General features: G+C 65.1%; 17 protein-coding genes. 3 read left to right on the top strand and 14 right to left on the bottom strand.

Features of this window, described 5'->3' with window-relative positions; all coding sequences use genetic code 11:
• Nucleotides 1-16: 16 nt before the first annotated feature.
• The gene (opcA, locus tag FZI91_RS18180) at nucleotides 17-925 is read left to right on the top strand and encodes a glucose-6-phosphate dehydrogenase assembly protein OpcA (RefSeq protein WP_155940525.1); all 909 of its coding nucleotides are present in this window, start codon (nucleotides 17-19) and stop codon (nucleotides 923-925) included.
• Complete coding sequence (pgl, locus tag FZI91_RS18185) at nucleotides 922-1,665, top strand: 6-phosphogluconolactonase (RefSeq protein WP_155940526.1); 744 nt, start codon at nucleotides 922-924, stop codon at nucleotides 1,663-1,665. The genes opcA and pgl overlap by 4 nt, the downstream gene beginning before the upstream one ends.
• On the opposite strand, the gene FZI91_RS18190 is transcribed toward pgl, so the two are convergent.
• The 6 genes from FZI91_RS18190 to FZI91_RS18215 form a co-directional block, all read right to left on the bottom strand.
• The gene (locus FZI91_RS18190; RefSeq protein ID WP_162526273.1) at nucleotides 1,662-2,420 is read right to left on the bottom strand and encodes a hypothetical protein; all 759 of its coding nucleotides are present in this window, start codon (nucleotides 2,418-2,420) and stop codon (nucleotides 1,662-1,664) included. The genes pgl and FZI91_RS18190 overlap by 4 nt on opposite strands.
• Nucleotides 2,407-2,742: a hypothetical protein gene (locus FZI91_RS18195; protein WP_155940528.1), complete on the bottom strand. Its 336-nt coding sequence runs from the start codon at nucleotides 2,740-2,742 to the stop codon at nucleotides 2,407-2,409. Before FZI91_RS18195 ends, FZI91_RS18190 begins: the two co-directional genes overlap by 14 nt.
• Entirely contained in the window at nucleotides 2,739-3,125 is a 387-nt protein-coding gene (locus FZI91_RS18200; protein ID WP_155940529.1) for a hypothetical protein, read from the bottom strand. Before FZI91_RS18200 ends, FZI91_RS18195 begins: the two co-directional genes overlap by 4 nt.
• A gap of 264 nt (nucleotides 3,126-3,389) precedes the next feature.
• The gene (secG, locus tag FZI91_RS18205) at nucleotides 3,390-3,626 is read right to left on the bottom strand and encodes a preprotein translocase subunit SecG (protein WP_155940530.1); all 237 of its coding nucleotides are present in this window, start codon (nucleotides 3,624-3,626) and stop codon (nucleotides 3,390-3,392) included.
• A 48-nt stretch (nucleotides 3,627-3,674) separates the two neighbouring features.
• Nucleotides 3,675-4,772, bottom strand: a complete 1,098-nt coding sequence (locus FZI91_RS18210) for a neutral zinc metallopeptidase (protein WP_239001817.1) — start codon at nucleotides 4,770-4,772, stop codon at nucleotides 3,675-3,677.
• A gap of 1 nt (nucleotide 4,773) precedes the next feature.
• A complete protein-coding gene (locus FZI91_RS18215) occupies nucleotides 4,774-6,000 on the bottom strand; it encodes a neutral zinc metallopeptidase (protein WP_155940531.1) in 1,227 nt (408 codons plus the stop codon).
• A gap of 78 nt (nucleotides 6,001-6,078) precedes the next feature.
• On the opposite strand from FZI91_RS18215, the gene FZI91_RS18220 reads away from it, so the two are divergent.
• Entirely contained in the window at nucleotides 6,079-7,734 is a 1,656-nt protein-coding gene (locus FZI91_RS18220; RefSeq protein WP_155940795.1) for a DUF2207 domain-containing protein, read from the top strand.
• Nucleotide 7,735: 1 nt separating this feature from the next.
• On the opposite strand, the gene tpiA is transcribed toward FZI91_RS18220, so the two are convergent.
• The 8 genes from tpiA to uvrC all read right to left on the bottom strand — a co-directional run bounded on the left by tpiA (nucleotide 7,736) and on the right by uvrC (nucleotide 17,283).
• Nucleotides 7,736-8,521 (bottom strand): triose-phosphate isomerase, encoded by a 786-nt coding sequence (tpiA, locus tag FZI91_RS18225; RefSeq protein WP_155940532.1) that lies wholly within the window; start codon nucleotides 8,519-8,521, stop codon nucleotides 7,736-7,738.
• 12 nt (nucleotides 8,522-8,533) lie between these two features.
• Complete coding sequence (locus FZI91_RS18230) at nucleotides 8,534-9,772, bottom strand: phosphoglycerate kinase (RefSeq protein WP_155940533.1); 1,239 nt, start codon at nucleotides 9,770-9,772, stop codon at nucleotides 8,534-8,536.
• Between the two features lie 4 nt (nucleotides 9,773-9,776).
• The gene (gap, locus tag FZI91_RS18235; protein WP_070939578.1) at nucleotides 9,777-10,799 is read right to left on the bottom strand and encodes a type I glyceraldehyde-3-phosphate dehydrogenase; all 1,023 of its coding nucleotides are present in this window, start codon (nucleotides 10,797-10,799) and stop codon (nucleotides 9,777-9,779) included.
• 57 nt (nucleotides 10,800-10,856) lie between these two features.
• Nucleotides 10,857-12,089 (bottom strand): MFS transporter, encoded by a 1,233-nt coding sequence (locus FZI91_RS18240; RefSeq protein ID WP_162526331.1) that lies wholly within the window; start codon nucleotides 12,087-12,089, stop codon nucleotides 10,857-10,859.
• Between the two features lie 164 nt (nucleotides 12,090-12,253).
• Complete coding sequence (gene whiA, locus FZI91_RS18245) at nucleotides 12,254-13,231, bottom strand: DNA-binding protein WhiA (RefSeq protein WP_155940797.1); 978 nt, start codon at nucleotides 13,229-13,231, stop codon at nucleotides 12,254-12,256.
• Nucleotides 13,228-14,316, bottom strand: a complete 1,089-nt coding sequence (gene yvcK, locus FZI91_RS18250) for a uridine diphosphate-N-acetylglucosamine-binding protein YvcK (RefSeq protein ID WP_162526275.1) — start codon at nucleotides 14,314-14,316, stop codon at nucleotides 13,228-13,230. Before yvcK ends, whiA begins: the two co-directional genes overlap by 4 nt.
• Nucleotides 14,313-15,218, bottom strand: coding sequence for an RNase adapter RapZ (gene rapZ, locus FZI91_RS18255; RefSeq protein ID WP_155940534.1), 906 nt, complete (start codon nucleotides 15,216-15,218; stop codon nucleotides 14,313-14,315). The genes yvcK and rapZ overlap by 4 nt, the downstream gene beginning before the upstream one ends.
• Nucleotides 15,190-17,283, bottom strand: a complete 2,094-nt coding sequence (uvrC, locus tag FZI91_RS18260; RefSeq protein WP_162526276.1) for an excinuclease ABC subunit UvrC — start codon at nucleotides 17,281-17,283, stop codon at nucleotides 15,190-15,192. The genes rapZ and uvrC overlap by 29 nt, the downstream gene beginning before the upstream one ends.
• Between the last annotated feature and the right edge of the window lie 67 nt (nucleotides 17,284-17,350).

Genomic DNA, 17,350 nt, shown 5'->3' on the forward strand with positions numbered 1-17,350 from the left:
CCCGAGAGGCTCAGCTATGATCGTCGATCTTCCCGACACCACCACCAACGATGTCAACAAGAAACTGGTTGAGCTGCGCGAATCCGGCGGCGCCGTCACCATGGCGCGCGTGTTGACCTTGGTGGTCATCGCCGATGCCGGTGATGACTTCGAAGAGGTCATCGAGGCAGCCAACGGCGCCAGCCACGAACATCCGTGCCGGGTGATCGTGTTGGAGCGCAATCCGCTGGCGGCAGAATCAGGGCTCAGCGCACAAATTCGGGTCGGCGGTGATGCGGGCGCGGGCGAAGTGGTGGTGCTGCGGTTGCGTGGTCCGCTCGCCGCACACGAGCACAGTGTGGTGATCCCGTTCCTGCTGCCCGACACTCCCGTGGTGGCCTGGTGGCCCAACCAGGCGCCCGCGGTACCCGCGAAAGATCCGCTGGGACGCCTTGCCATCCGACGTATCACCGACGCGACGACCGCCCCAGACCCGATGCATGCCATCAAGAATCGGCTCGCCGGATACACGCCCGGAGACACCGATCTGTCGTGGAGCCGTATTACCTACTGGCGAGCGCTGCTTGCGTCCGCGTTGGATCAGCCTCCATATGAGGGCATCAACTCGGCAGTGGTGTCCGGGCTGGCCACCGAGCCCGCGCTGGACGTCACCGCAGGATGGCTCGCCTCGCGCATCGACGGCCCCGTCACCCGGGTGGTCGGTGAACTCAAGGTGGAGCTCCACCGCGACAGCGAAATCGTCACGCTGAGCCGCCCGCAGACGGGCGCCATCGCGACGTTAGCCCGGACCGGACGTCCGTCCGCGTCACTTCCGCTGCCACGCAGGGAAACACGCGACTGCCTGGCCGAGGACCTGCGCCGCCTCGACCCCGACGAGATCTACCGCACAGCACTCGAGGGAATCGGAAGGGTCCAATACCTATGAGCGAAACGATCATCGAAAAGCATTCTGACACCGATGCTTTGGTTGCCGCAGCGGGTGACCGGCTGGCGCTCACGATCGCCGCCGCCCTCACCGAACGCGGTAAGGCGATGATCGTGCTCACCGGCGGTGGTACCGGAATTGGACTGCTCAAACATCTGCGCGACGTCGCCAGCGACCTAGACTGGGCCAACGTGCACGTGTTCTGGGGTGATGACCGGTACGTCCCGAAAACCGATCCGGAGCGCAACGCCTGGCAGGCCTGGGAGGCGCTGCTGGAGCATGTGGACTTCCCGCTGCGCAACATGCACGCGATGCCCAATAGCGAGAGCGAATACGGGACAGATCTGGACGCGGCGGCCCTCGCCTACGAGCAGCTGCTGGCTGCCAATGCCGAGCCCGGCCGGGACTGTCCCGAATTCGACGTCCACTTGCTCGGCATGGGCGGCGAGGGCCACATCAACTCACTGTTCCCCCATACCGACGCGGTCAGGGAAACGCAGCGACTGGTGGTGGCGGTCCCGGACTCCCCCAAGCCGCCGCCACAGCGGATCACGTTGACGTTGCCTGCGATTCAACGTTCCCGCGAGGTATGGCTGGTTGTCTCCGGTGAGGCCAAAGCGGAGGCGGTAGCGGCTGCCATCGGTGGTGCCGATCCCGTCGATGTCCCGGCGGCAGGAGCCAAGGGATTCGAGCGCACGGTGTGGCTGCTCGACGAGGCAGCGGCAAGCCAGCTGAACTAGTCGTCGATGCCTTGGCCGATAGCGAACAGGGCATCGGGGTCCACCACCAGGCCGTGCTCGGGCTGCACGGCGGGCGCCGGGGACGGCGCACTGGCAGCCGCCACGGACACCTGACCGACGGCGGTGCCCGGCCCCGGAGCCGGAGAGCGCAAGCGCTCCACATTCGCCGCGAATTCGGCCACGCCCTCCCGAATAGCCATCGCATGCTCATCCAGACGGTCCAGCAGCTGAGATAAGGTGCGCCCCATCTTGTTTCCGAGCTCTGAAGCATCGGCCACCGCGGAGGCAATGGTGGTCGCCACACTGCCACCCTGGGTAATCGGCGAGGCTGCCCGCGCCGCGGTGAACTCGGTAATGATGTCGTCGACGTAGCCTTCGACCCATTGCCCGAGCATGCTTCGGGTGTGGGTGACTAGATCGGTCACCACGTTGATGCGCTGGTTGATGTTTGATGCGGCGAGGCGCAGCTCGTGGAGCGCGTCGTCGATGAGATCTGATGCGTCGCCGAATCCCGTTGCCGCCGCGCCACTGTGACCATCACCGAGAGCACCCAGCACCGCCGACAGCTCTTGCTGCACATTGGTGACGTCGGCGACGCAGTATCGCCAGAAGGTCGCCTCGGTGGAGGCTGCGCCTGGATTGCCCCGGAGCGCATCGAGTGGTTCTTCGAGGAACTGCACGTGCTCGACTACGAAGCCCAATCCGGCGTCGTGGAGGCGAGTGAGCGGTCTCAGCTCGGCATCAAGGGTGTCCACCGAGCCCTTCACCAATCTTCGTCATGGCGACCACCGTCTGGTCCTCGGCTTCGGCAATGTGCCGGGCCTGGTCGTGTAGGCGCTGGCCCGTCTCCACCATGACATCGCCAAGGGACCGGACCGCGTCCGTGAGCAGGTCGAGACTCCCCCGCACCGACCTCACGAAGTCCGAAGACACCGCGCCCAGATCCTGTTCGCCGAGCCCCTCGCCGTGGTGGTCGAGCAGGACTCGTACCGATCCCCCCAGGTTCTCCAGATTCGCCGCCTCATGGAGCACCACATCGCGGTCAAACCGGAAGCCCCCAGTGGTGTCCGGACTCATGACGTCGGTCCCAGATGCTCACCATCCCCAAGGTGCCCTCCGTCCAGGTAGCCCTTGACGTAGTCCATGGCCGGCCCATCGCCGGTGAGGTCATGCAGCGTGCTGTGGACCTGGCTGGCCGCATTGACCTGTGCGGCGGCGATGGTCCGGGTGATAATCGCGGAAAGATCCCGCGCATCCATCGACAACGTCGTCTCATCCAGGTCTAGTGCCTCGATGCGACCGCCCGACCCGACGGTCACCGCCACACCCACATCGTCCTTCGCGTGGCCACGAACCAGCCCCACGGTCTGCTGCACATACTGGGCACGCTGCCCAAGAACTTCCAGGCGGTCCTGGTATTCACGAATCCATTGGCGGGGGTCACCACGGCACTCCGACATGACGAGGGGCTCCTTTCCGAGGTTCACGGCCGGTGAAACGGGAACGTCCCCTCCGCGTCCCCGGTCCACCGACCGCTGCTGGCATTAGTCGACTTTCGTGCCATACATAGAGATGGATGGGTTGAGGACGCCAATCGGTTCCATGAATTTTGAAGAAATTTCTTCGCAAATCGAATAAGTGGCAACTACCTGCGAGAATACGTCATGCAGAAACAAAAACAGCGGACTACCTGTGTGGTAGTCCGCTGCCGCAAAGCGAGGGCGCTATCCGCCGAGCTTGATCTCCAGGCCAACGCCGACGATCGAGATCACCCAAATGGCGGTGACGAAATACGTGAGCCGGTCGAGGTTCTTCTCCACCACGGTAGAACCGGAGAGGCTGGACTGCACGCCGCCACCGAACAGGGTAGACAGCCCGCCGCCCTTCGCACGGTGCAGCAGCACCAGCAGGATCATCAACAGGCTCGTGACGATCAGGACGATCTGCAACGCCAATTCCATGAGGTCTAGCCTACCGGCACGACTCTCACCGCCCGCGCGACGGTCCCGTTAGCTCACCCGCTCGGCGGGCGCCAGCCACGTGTTGCACAGGCGGTTGGAATTGGCGAACGCGCCATCGGCCCACCATCGGTAGGCGTGCTGATTGGTGCCGTGGTCGCGCCGTGACTGTTGCCCGTCGCCGCGATACTGATCCTCCTGCGCCAATGCATATTCGTCTTCCCCGAGGTGATCGAATTGCGAACCCACGAAGGCTCCCGACAGGCACTGCGCCTGCAGCTCCAGCCGCCGGGAGAATTCAAGTCCCTGCGGCGAGTCGGTACCTGCCTCACGCCGGGCGTTCCACGCCGCACGCATGATTCCGATGCTCGATTGCACATGATGGGCATACTCATGAGCGAATACTGCGAGGTAGATACCGGGATGGTTGCCGTACTGCCCAGGCGGTACACCGGGAATCGACATGTAGATGGTGCTGTTGGCGGCGCAGTAGAACGCCGCCCAATTGGAATCCGGAGCGTCCATGTCTTTGTAGCCGCACGGGGTATCCACACTCCGACCCCCAATCACAAAGATCCCCGGGGACGACCACGGGGACTTGGCGAACCGTAGGAAGCCACCCCACCCGCGATCGAGGCATACCCGCGCGCTCTCGTAGAAGCGCCTGCCCCGATCGGCATCGGAAGGCCATGAATCCAGCTGACACGCCTCGTTGCCATCGAAGAGCGCACCGTAGATCCCGAAAATCGGGTGATCGCCCAGTCTGTAGACGGGAACGGGCGCCGACGGGATCGTGGACGTGGGCGGCGTGGACGACGGTGATTCCGAAGTCGTCGACGGCCAAATCGTCACCTCGGGAAAGGTCAGCTGCCAGGTCGGCGTGGTCGTCGTCACGGACGACGTGCGCGTCGAAGTCGCCGTCATCCGCGACGGACTCGCCACCCCCGAATCGACGGACCGATAGTCCAAGGCGTCCAGCATCAAGAAGATCGCAACCAGCAATATCGCGATCACCAGCGCAAATCCACCGACAATCGCCACTTTCCGTTGCGACGCCCGCAGCCGACTCGGTGCGGCGGTCGGAAGCGATGCCGGCGGAGGCAACGGCGCCACTGGTCGCATCGGAACCGGGCCATGGGGAAACCCCATGTCAACTCACTTCCGAGCTGTCCGCCAGCCAGGTGTTGCATTCCCAGTTGCGGTTCTTCACCGCGCCGTGCCACCACCAGTTGTAACCGTGCTGGTAAGTGCCGTGGTCGCGCTTCCCACCCCCGCCGTCGCCGCGGTATTGGTCGGCCCCGGCGCGCTGGTATTCGTCCTCGGTGATCGTGCCCCCGCGCCGAGATCCGAGGAACATTCCAGAGAAGCATTGCGCTTGTAGCTCAGCACGCCGTGAGAATTCGAGCCCCTGCGGCGAGTCCGCGCCCGCACGCCGACGCTCATTCCAGTATGCGGACCAGATTCCACTGAGCTCTTGTCCGTGGTGCGCGTATTCGTGGGCGAAGGCCGCCGCGTACGGGCCATCGTGATTGCCGTACTTGCCGGGCGACAGGGCCACGATCGACATGTAGATCGTTTGGTTTCCCGGGCAGTAGAAGCCGGCCGAACCGTTCGGCCAGAAGTCCCACCCCCCGCATGGGGAATCCGTCCAGTTTCCACCGATTACGACAATGTTCGGTGAGGACCACGGCAGATTCTTGGCCTCCAGCAGTCGGCGCCACTCCGGATCCATGCAGGTACGCAGGTCCCGATAGAACACGTCTGCCTGCTCGACGTTGTACGGCCACGAGCTGGTGCTACACGGAGCGTTGGTAAATCCGGAGTCCTTATCCCAGAACAGCGGATGCTGGCCAAGTTCGAGGACGGGCTCTGATCTGGGCGGCGGAGGTGGGGTCCACACCGTCGTGGTGGTGTACGTCGTCCGGGAAGTTGTGGGACTGGACGTGGCCGTACGGCTCGATGACGTTAGTGGATACCGGTAGGACGTCGTCTGCGCGCGCGTCGTGGTGGTCCGCGCCGAGTCCCTGCCGGTGACGGCCCAGGTGATCAATACCCCGACAATCGATACCACCACGAGCCCGAAAGCCACGGCACCGATGATCGCTCCAGTCCCGTTGCCCCCACCGCTCTGGGCGACATTCGGCCACAGAGGTGGCGGACGTCGATAACCGTAAGCCGCCGGCGGTGGATACACCGGGCGTGCCGAGGGCACCGGATATCCGGGCGGAAGCGGGGCCGCCGGATACCCAGGGCGCGGGGGTCCAGGGGGCGGTCGCCATCCACGTGGAGGAGCCATCGGCATCGGCGCGGGGCCTGGCAACGGGGCGTTCCATCCCGGCACGGGCCTGGGCTGACCGTACGGCTGCTGTGGCTGCATTGCGTCGAACCCCCCGGCACGTCGTGCGAATGTCGGCCAGCATATCTGCTCTGACCTAGGGTTACCGCTGTGGGAGAGATGACTCGCGGGGTGACGTTACGTCTGTTGGTGTGCCTGACGGTTGGTGCCGGATGGTTGATGGCCGCGGCGCCGGTGCACGCGGATGATCCCGTCGGCACCGTAGCCGTTGCCATGAACCTGGCCGATGACGGCACACTGAATGTCACCGAGACCATTACCCCCGCCAAAGACCAAGTGCTGCAACGGCATCTCGCACTCGACGTCGCCGTCGAGGGCAATCGGATTCAGCATTTCGAGGTGGACAAGGTCGCCGGTACCGGCGACACGGAAGCGGTCGCCGACGGCAAGTCATTGACGGTCACCGCCCGCGGTCCGGCCACCGTCGCCTACGCCGTGCGCGGCGCGGTCGTCGACATCGGTGATCGACAGCAGGTGACGTGGCCCTTCGCGTCCGGTTGGGGTTCCGGACTGCGGAACGTGACGGCATCCTTCGTCTCTCCAACCACAAAACCCGACTCGCCCGCATGCACATTGGGCGCACCAGGCGCTCAAACACGTTGCACTGCTGCGCAAATCGACCACACCGGGGTTGTCCGCGTTCAGCAGGATCAACTGGCGCCGGACACGGTCGCGACCTTCACCATCATGCTGCCGGCCGGCACCGTCCCAGCGAACGCCACGTTCACGGCCATCCCTGGTCCGCAAGGTCCCTTCGCCCTGACCTGGCCGTCGATCGCGGCGCTGGCAGGCTTCGGGGTTATCGCTGTCGCGTTGGCGGGCTGGGTTATCGTCGCGCGCCGCCGGGACGCTCGCGCCGCCGGCATCGCCGTCACGGTCGCAGATCCGCTCTTACGGGATGAGACGGGAACGCGATTCGCGGCACCGGACGGGGTGCTCCCCGGACAGGTCGGCACCGTCATCGATCTGCGCGTCGACGCGGTGGATATGACCGCCACGATCGTCGATCTGGCGGTCCGCGGATACCTATGGATCGCCGAAACCACCGGCCCCGATGGGCAACTCGATTGGCAGATCTCTCGCAGGGCTCCCGCCGACGGCCTCTTGACCGCCTACGAGACCCAATTTCTCGGCATCTTGCTCGCCGATGACTCCGAATCGGTGTTCCTGTCCGCACTCCAAACTCCCGGCTCACGCCTGGACCTGAGCAGCATCCCCGAGGCGATGTACGCCGACGCCCTACTCAACAGGTGGTTCCGACGCTCACCCGAACACCTCGGGACGCTGACCTACTACGGGATCGGCGTGCTGCTTGCCGGTCTCGTAATGACCGCCGTACTGGCGCTAGGCATCGGCAGCGCCATGATCGGGGTCTCGGTGGCCGGCGTGGGCGCCGTCTGCGCCCTGGCGGGCATGCTGCTTCCGGTACGAACCGCACGCGGCCAGCTGCTGGTGGCCCATGTGTCAGCACTGCGGCGCTATCTGCGCGAGCTGAATCTCGATGCTCTCGCCGACGAGGAGCGCGAGATCGTGCTGACCCGAGCAGCGCCCTACGCCGTGGTGCTGGGAGAGGTCGCGGAATGGCTCAAGGCCATGCAGACCGTCGACACCGCCGCCGACGGCTCACCCGGAATCGATTGGTACGAAACAGATTCCGAAGGAAAGGACTTCACCGCGCACCTACCGGCGCTTCTCACCACCCTCGACGGGGTGATGGCGCGCGGCGCACACCTGCGGAACCTTCCGCAGGACTGAGCTAGAGCAGCGGTCCGCCCGCGGCGATCGCAGACATCTGGGCGAACTGCTCGCCGTCCAGAGATGCGCCGCCCACCAGGGCTCCGTCGACATCCTCCTGCGCCACGATCTCGCCGACGTTCTTGGCGTTCGCAGAACCGCCGTAGAGGATGCGCAGCGACGCGGCCACGTCGGCGCTCGCGATCTGTGCCAGCTCGGCACGGATCGCCGCACACACTTCCTGCGCATCGGCGGCACTTGCCACCCTCCCGGTGCCGATGGCCCACACCGGCTCGTAGGCAATCACAACCTTCGCAACCTGTTCCGCACTGAGCCCGGCCAGCGACCCACGCAAAGAGTTCACGTTGTACTGGACGTGGTCCCCCGCTTCGCGGATGTCGAGAGCCTCACCGATGCAGACAATCGGCGTCAGACCGTGCTTGAGCGCAGCGACCGCCTTGGCGGCCACTAACGCATCGTCCTCATTGTGGTACTGACGACGCTCGGAGTGTCCGACGACGGCGTACGTGACGCCCAGCTTGGCTAGGAACGCACCACTGATCTCGCCGGTGTAGGCGCCGGAGTCGTATACCGAGATATCTTGCGCGCCATAGGTGAGACGCAGTTTGTCGCCGTCGACCAGGGTCTGGACGCTCCGGATGTCGGTGAACGGCGGGATGACCGTCACGTCGACCTTGTCGAAGTATTTGTCCGGCAACGAGAATGCAATCTTCTGCACCAAGGCGATGGCCTCGAAATGATTGAGGTTCATCTTCCAGTTGCCGGCGATGAGTGGCTTGCGCGCCATGGGTGAGCTCCTCTAGCTGTCGAGAACGTCGATACCCGGAAGCGCCTTACCCTCAAGGTATTCCAGGGATGCGCCACCACCGGTGGAGATGTGCGAGAAGCCGTCGTCCGGCAGGTCGAGTGCACGCACCGCGGCGGCCGAATCGCCACCGCCCACGACGCTGAACGCGCCCTTCCCGGTAGCCGCGATGATGGCCTCGGCCACACCTCGCGTGCCCGCCGCGAAGGCCGGGAATTCGAACACACCCATCGGGCCGTTCCAAAAAATGGTCTTGGCATTCGACAACACCGCAGTGAACCGCTTGACCGATTCCGGTCCGATGTCCAGGCCCATCTTGCCATCCGGAATGGCATCCGCGGCAACGATTTCCGACGGCGAATCGGCCGAGAATTCGTCGGCCGCCACGATGTCCATCGGGAGATGGATCACGTCGGCGTACTTATCCAGGAGTTCGCGGCACGTCTCGATCTGCTCCGGCTGCACGAGAGACTTGCCCACCGGCAGGCCCTGCGCGGCCAGGAAGGTGAAGCACATGCCGCCGCCGATCACCAGGCTGTCGGCCTTGGTGGCCAGCGATTCGATGACCGCCAGCTTGTCGGACACCTTCGACCCACCGAGGACCACCGCATACGGACGCTCGGTGGATTCGGACAGTCGCTTGAGCACTTCAACCTCGGCCGCGACCAGTCCGCCGGCGTAATGCGGCAGCAGGGTCGCCACGTCATAGACGGAGGCCTGCTTGCGGTGCACCACCCCGAATCCATCGGAGACGAATGCACCGCCGGTACCCGTTGGGCCAGAAACTAATTCAGCCAGCTCCTGGGCAAGCGCCAGCCGCTGCGCGTCGTCCTTGCTGGTTTCACGCGGGTCGAACCGGATGTTCTCCAACAGCAGGACGTCACCGTCGGTCAGACCCTCGGCACGTGCTAGCGCATCGGTCCCGACGACATCACCGGCCACCTGCACGTGCCGACCCAGCAGCTCGCCGAGGACCACACCGACCGGGGCCAGCGACAGCTTGGGATCCGGCTTGCCGTCCGGGCGGCCCAGGTGCGCGGTGACGATAACCCTGGCCCCAGCACCCGCGAGCGCGCGGATGGTCGGGACCGAGGCCACAATGCGACCCGGGTCAGAAATTCGGGCGATGTTGTCGTCCTGATATTCGAGCGGGACGTTCAGGTCCGAACGGACCAGCACGCCCTTGCCCGAAACTCCCTCGGCCAGCAGGTCATTCAGCGATTTGATGGCCATCCGGCTAGAGCGACTTGCCGACCAGGCCGACCAGGTCGACGAGGCGGTTCGAGTAACCCCACTCGTTGTCGTACCAGGAGACCACCTTGGCCTGGTTGTCGATCACCTTGGTAAGCCCGGCGTCGAAGATCGAGCTGTGCGGGTCGGTCACGATGTCCGAGGAGACGATCGGGGCGTCGTAGTACTTCAGGATGCCCTTGAGCTTCCCCTCCGCCGCGGCCTTCATGGCGGCGTTGATCTCGTCGGCACTGGCAGCCTTGGCGAGTTCCACAGTCAGATCCGTGGCCGAGCCGGTTGGGATCGGCACGCGCAGGGCGTAGCCGTCGAGCTTGCCCTTGAGCTCGGGCAGCACCAGGCCGATCGCCTTGGCGGCACCGGTCGAGGTGGGAACGATGTTCAGGGCGGCGGCGCGGGCACGACGCAGGTCGCTGTGCGGGCCGTCCTGCAGGTTCTGGTCCTGGGTGTAGGCGTGGATGGTGGTCATCAGGCCCTTGACGATGCCGAACTCGTCGTTGAGTACCTTGGCCAGCGGTCCGAGGCAGTTCGTGGTGCACGAGGCGTTGGAGATGATGTTCTGACTGCCGTCGTACTTGTCGTCGTTGACGCCCAGCACGATGGTGATGTCCTCGTCGCTGGCGGGCGCGGAGATGATGACCTTCTTGGCGCCGGCGTCCAGGTGGCCCTGCGCCTTGTCACGCTTGGTGAAGATGCCAGTCGATTCGACGACAACGTCGACACCCAGGTCACCCCACGGCAGCGCCGCCGGACCTTCGCGGACCTCGAGGGCCTTGATCTTGTGGTCGCCGACGACGATGGTGTCATCGCCCTCCAGGCTGACGTCATAGGGCAGCCGGCCCAGGATCGAGTCGAACTTCAGCAGGTGAGCCAGGGTGGCGTTATCGGTCAGGTCGTTGACCGCGACAATTTCGATGTCGGTGTTGATCCCTTGAGCCTTCTGCGCGTCCAGTGCCCGAAAGAAGTTCCGGCCGATCCGGCCAAACCCGTTTACGCCTACCCGGACAGTCACGTAGTGCTCCCTCGCCTCGAAAGATGTGTGTATGAGTTCCCGCTATCGGCACTCACATTAGCCCAGGGGGTGAGCCATTTCGTCCCGGCCCAGTCGGGCGACCAGATGGGCGATGACCGCCAGTACCAGAGGCGCTACTCCGGCAATGACGAACACGGTGGTATTGCCGATGACGTGCGCCACCGGGACTACCAGCGCGAAGGAAGCGGGCAGACCGACAAGAGACACAAAGAAGTCCATGCTGGCCGCGCGCCCAAGCATCTCCGCGGGCACTCGGCGTTGCATCAGGGTGCCCCAGATGACGTTGGCCGCCTGCATGGTGCCGCCCACGATGATCATCGCGAGGGCAATCATCCAGACGTGTCCGGTGAACCCGATGAGCACCAGAGGTAGTGACCCGGCGCCCCACATCAGGATCATCACCGTCAGGTACCGGCGGGCCAGTGGCAGGGAAGACACGATGAACGAGCCGACTGCACCGGCGATTCCGAACAGCGCCAGCACCGTGGCATGTGTGCCCGGGTCACCGCCGTGGTCGCGGATGACGAATGGCAGCAGGATTTCGATGGGGCCGACGACCACCAGCACGTAGCCGATCGCGAAGAGCAAGGTGGCGAAGAACCAGGTGGTGCGCACCATGTACCGGAATCCGTCCCCCAGATCGACCAGGGCCCGTCGCAGCGGATGCGGCTGGACATCCTCTGCGACGGCGGGCTCGTGAGTGTGCCGGATGCACAGCAGGCAGCACAGACCGGCAGCGACGAGAGTGCCCTCCAACAGGAACGCTCCGCCCGGCGACCACACACTGACGATCGCCGCACTGACCGCGGGCCCGGCCGCGAGCTGCATCACGGGCCGCAGTACACCTTCAATTCCATTGGCAGCCAACAATTCATCGGCGGGCAGCAGGCTGGGCAGCAGCGCGGTATAGGCCGGGATGTAGAAACCCTCGGCGATGCCGAACAGCAGCGAGGTGAGCGCCAGATGCCAGATCTGGGCCACACCGGTCAAGGCAAGCGTGGCGGTGGTGAGCATCAACGCGGTCTGCAGTACGAGCGAGCTGCGCATTACCCACAGCTTGGGCAGTCGGTCTGCGGCGACACCGGCAGGCAACACGCTGGCCAGCAGACCCACGCTGAACGTGGTGCCGACGACGGCCACCTGCGCCGGACCGAGGCCCATCCGAATGACCTGCCAGACCAGCGCGACGGTCCACATACCGTTGCCCAGCAAGGTGACGGCCAAGCCCAGGGTCAGCAGCCGGTAGTCGCGGTGCCGGAGCGGACGCAGCGCCCGCGGCAGGCGGGAGTCCTGATGGTGTAGGTCCTCGCCCGAAGATTCCTCGGAGTTTTCCCCAAGGACGCCTTCGCTTTTCAATTGCTTGGCGCTGTCCACTTCCTCAGAGTACGAAAGCACTCCGACAATTCGCCAACGGTTTTAGCCGCTCAGGGCACTCAAGCCTCTTCGAGTAGTTCCGGAGTGACGGCGGATTCGGTGTCGGGGATGCCCTCGGTCTTGGCCTTGCGGTCGGCCATCGACAACAGTCGCCGGATCCGGCCCGCGACAGCGTCTTTGGTCATGACCGGATCGGCGAGACGGCCCAGCTCCTCTAGGGATGCTTGACGGTGTTCCACGCGCAGCCTTCCGGCCGCCGAGAGATGGTCGGGCACCGTGTCGCCGAGGATTTCCAACGCCCGCTCCACCCTGGCGGCGGCCGCGACCGCGGCGCGGGCAGACCTACGCAGGTTCGCGTCGTCGAAGTTGGCGAGCCGGTTGGCGGTCGCCCTCACCTCACGGCGCATCCGGCGCTCTTCCCAGGTCAGCCTGGTGTCCTGGGCGCCCATCCGGGTGAGCAGCGCACCGATGGCCTCGCCGTCGCGCACCACGACCCGGTCGCTCCCGCGCACCTCCCGCGCCTTGGCGCTCACACCGAGACGTCGGGCCGCACCCACCAGTGCCAGCGCGGCTTCCGGACCCGGGCAGCTGACTTCGAGGGCCGAGGAACGTCCGGGCTCGGTCAACGAACCGTGCGCCAGGAAGGCACCCCGCCACGCGGCCTCGGCATCGGCGATGTTTCCACCGACCACCTGTGCGGGCAGCCCACGCACCGGCCGACCCCGCAAGTCGAGCAGGCCGGTCTGTCGGGCGAGCGCCTCACCGTCTTTCGCCACGCGCACCACATACCGGGTTGTCTTGCGGATACCGCCCGCCGACAGCACGTGCACCACGGCGCTATAGCCGTACAGATCGAAGATGTCCTTGCGCAGGCGCCGCGCGATGCTGCCCTGGTCGACCTCCGCCTCGACGACAACCCGGCCGCTGACGATGTGTAGTCCGCCGGCGAACCGCAGCAGAGCCGCGACTTCAGCGCGACGGCTGCTGACCTGAGTCACCACCAGGCGGCTCAGTTCGTCCTTGACCTCGGCGGTCATCGCCACGTGGCGTCCCCTCTCTGGGTTTCCTGCTGTGTGTGCCCGCCCCCCGTTGCCAGGCGCACCGTGGATTCGGCGTCTGTGCTCGCGGGCGTTCCTGTCTCCAAGGCCGCGCCACCTACTAGTACTCGATCCAAGACCGCCGCCAATTTCGCAGGGTCATGTAAATGTGTACCAGGACGCGCAACGTCAGCGAACTGAACTTGCGCATTGAACAAGGCGGCCGCCCTGGTCAAGTGGTCACGCTCGGTGTCATCCGCCGTCGCGGATTCGACGACGATGTCGTGCACGGCGAATTCGGGAGCGTGCTGCGAGAGTACGTGCAAATGACGCTCGGCGGAAAAGCCCGCTGTCTCCCCCGGCTCCGAGACAAGATTCAGGATGAGGGCCTTGCGGGCCCGGGTCTGCTGCAACGCCGCAAAAAGGTCGGGCACCAACACGTGCGGGATGACGCTGGTGAACCACGATCCAGGTCCGAGAACTACCAGGTCAGCAGCCATGATGGCCTCCACGGCCTGCCGGGTGGCGGGCGGATCACCCGGGTGCAGCCGCACTCGCCGAACCTTGCCGGGCGTGGTCGCCAATGCCACCTGGCCGCGGATCACCCGGCTCATGCGCGGGTCGGACTCCAGACCGGAGACATCGGCCTCGATCTGCAACGGGATCGGGCACATGGGCAGCACGCGCCCGGTGATGCCGAGCATGCGTCCCATCTCGTCGAGTGCGGTGACCGGATCGGCGAGCATGTCGGTAAGCCCGGCCAAGATCAAGTTGCCAATCGGGTGCCCCGCCAACCCGCCACTGCCACCGAGCCGGTGCTGAATGGCGGTCGCCCACATGCGTCCACGCGGACTGTCGGAGGTGAGTGCGGCCAATGCCATGCGCAGATCGCCGGGTGGCACGATGCCGAGCTCCGAGCGGATCCGTCCGGATGACCCGCCGTCGTCGGAGACTGTCACCACGGCGGTGATGTCGTGGGTGAGCCGTCGCGCCGCCGAGAGCGTCGCGTACAGCCCATGCCCGCCACCGAGGGCAACGATGCTGGGTTCCCGTCGCGTGAAGACCTGATCGATGCCGGAATTCACTCGCGCCCCAGATCCCGGTGCAGTACGCGCACCGCCAGATCTTCATCGGAAATGAGGAGCCTCGTCAGCGCCTCTGAGACGGCGACGCTGCGGTGCTTACCGCCCGTGCAACCCACCGCAATTGTCATGTAGCGCTTTCCCTCTCGTCGGTAGCCGTCGATCACGAGGTTCAGCAGCCGATGGTAGGTGCCCAAGAACTCGTCCGCGCCGGGTTGGCCCAATACGTACTGACTGACCGCCGGATGCTGCCCGGTATGCGGTCGCAGCTCGTCCACCCAATGCGGGTTGGGCAAGAATCGGACGTCGACGACCATGTCGGCGTCCATCGGCAGCCCATACTTGAATCCGAAGGATTCGACGGTGACGCTGAGCAGCGCCACCGTCTCGGTACTGAAGGCACGCTCGATGGCGGCGCGCAACGCGGGCACCGGTAGCGACGAGGTGTCGATAACCAGATCGGCCGAGGCCCGGATGGGTGAGAGCAGGGCGCGTTCAGCGGCGATGCCCTCGGCGAGTGTCTGCCCACCCTGCAGGGGGTGGCTGCGCCGGTTCTGCTCATAGCGGCGCACCAGACTTTCGTCTGATGCCTCCAGGAACAGCACGCGCGGACTGATCCCCCGGGTAGCCAAGTCGGCACGCACCGACTCCAGGTCACCGGTGAAGCCTCGGGACCGCACATCCATCACCACCGCCAATTGGGTGATCCGTGAACCGGCCGCCAGACCCAGATCAACCATGCGGGTGATCAGTTCGGGCGGCAGGTTGTCCGCGACGTACCAACCGAGGTCCTCGAGCACCTTGGCTGTGGTGCCGCGTCCCGCGCCCGATAGGCCCGTGACCAGGACGACGTCGATTTCGGCGTTCGCGGTCTCACTAGGCGGATGGAGTGTCATCGACTCCATTTTCGACCATGACGGGCTGTGGTGCGTCGGTTGCATGAGAAGTAGCACCAGAAACCGCGTCCGACTTGCCGGGGCCGACGAGTGCCTCACGGACCGCAAGCGCGGTGGCCGAGCCAATCCCCGGCACCGCCGTGATCTCCTCGACGCTGGCCTTCTTGAGCTGTGCCACCGAACCGAAATGAGAAACGAGGGCCGCCCGCCGGGTCTCCCCCAACCCCGGTATGCCGTCGAGCACCGAGGCCGTCATCCGCCGGGACCGCTTGCTGCGGTGGAAGGTGATCGCGAACCTGTGTGCCTCGTCGCGGACCCGCTGTAGCAGGTACAGCGCCTCACTGGTTCGGGGCAGGATCACCGGATCAGGCTCGCCCGGCACCCACACCTCTTCGAGCCGCTTCGCCAGGCCAATCACGGCGACATCGGTGACCCCCAGCTCGCTCAGCTCCGCGGCGGCGGCGTTAGCCTGCGGGGCGCCACCATCGACCACGAAAAGGTTTGGCGGATAGGCGAACTTACGCGAGCGCCCTTCCGGAGCCGCCACGCCGGCGACATTAAACGCAGGAGCCGCAACGCCGGCGATATCTGATTCAGTAGCGGCGTCCTTCAGGCCCTGCTGATCCTGCACATGCCGGGCGAATCGGCGTCGGGTGACCTCCGCGATGGAGGCGACGTCATCGGAGCGACCACCGCCCGCTGCTTCTTTAATGCTGTAGTGGCGGTAGTCGGACCGGCGGGACAGGCCGTCCTCGAAGACGACCAGCGAGGCCACCACATCCGTGCCCTGCACATGGCTGATATCAATGCACTCGATGCGCAGCGGTGCCTGCTCCAGACCGAGTGCATCCTGAAGTTCCTGTAGCGCAGCAGATCTCGTGGTGAGATCGCCGGCCCGTTTCAGCTTGTGCTGAGTCAGGGCTTCCTTGGCGTTGCGCTCAACCGTTTCCGCGAGCGCCTTCTTGTCGCCGCGCTGCGGGACGCGCAAGCTAACCCGTGAACCCCGCAGACCGGTCAGCCACGAGCTCATTCCCTCCGCGTCACGCGGCAGCGCCGGCACCAGAACCTCACGCGGGACAGGAGCAAGATCCGTGTCCATCTCGGTATCGGCAACATGGACAAGGTCGGCCTGGTCGCCGTAGAACTGAGTGAGGAACTGCTCCACCAGCCCCTCAAGATCTGAATCGCCTGGGTCACCTGTCTTTTCAACGATCCAGCCACGTTGACCGCGCACCCGACCGCCACGCACATGGAACACCTGCACGGCCGCTTCCAGCTCTTCATCGGCGAAGGCCACCACGTCAGCGTCGGTGCCATCGCCGAACACCACGGTCTGGCGTTCCAGCGCACGCTGCAGTGCCGAGATGTTGTCCCGCAGTCGTGCGGCCCGCTCGAAATCGAGTTTCTTGGCAGCGTGGTTCATTTCACGTTCCATGTCGCGCGCCAGCTTGTCGGTCTTGCCCGCCAGGAAGTCGCAGAAATCAAGCACGATCTCGCGGTGCTCTTCGGCGCTCACCCGCCCAATACAAGGCGCCGAACACTTCTCGATGTAACCCAGCAGACATGGCCGGTCAATTTGCTTGTGCCGCTTAAACACCCCGTTGGAACAGGTGCGCGCCGGGAATACCCGGGTGAGCAGATCCAGGGTTTCCCGGATGGCCCATGCATGGGAATACGGTCCGAAGTAGCGCACTCCCTTGCGGCGGGGGCCGCGGTACACGAACAGGCGCGGGTACTCCTCGTTGAGAGTGACGGCCAGCACCGGATACGACTTGTCGTCGCGGTAGCGGACATTGAAACGCGGATCGAACTCCTTGATCCAGTTGTATTCCAGTTGCAGGGCTTCGACCTCGGTGCCCACCACAGTCCACTCGACACTGCCCGCGGTGGTGACCATCTGGCGCGTGCGCGGGTGCAGGCTCGCGACATCAGCGAAGTATGAGGTGAGCCGGCTACGAAGGCTCTTGGCTTTGCCGACGTAGATGACCCGTCCGTGCGGATCGCGGAATCGATAGACACCGGGCTCGACGGGTATCGAGCCGGGAGCCGGTCGATAAGTCGAGGGGTCGGGCACGCATCCAGGCTAGTCGGGTGGTCTGACTGTAAAACTCGATACGCTGTCCGCCTTGAAACAACCGGGG

Source organism: Mycobacteroides sp. CBMA 271, from assembly GCF_009729205.1.
Lineage (GTDB): Bacteria > Actinomycetota > Actinomycetes > Mycobacteriales > Mycobacteriaceae > Mycobacterium.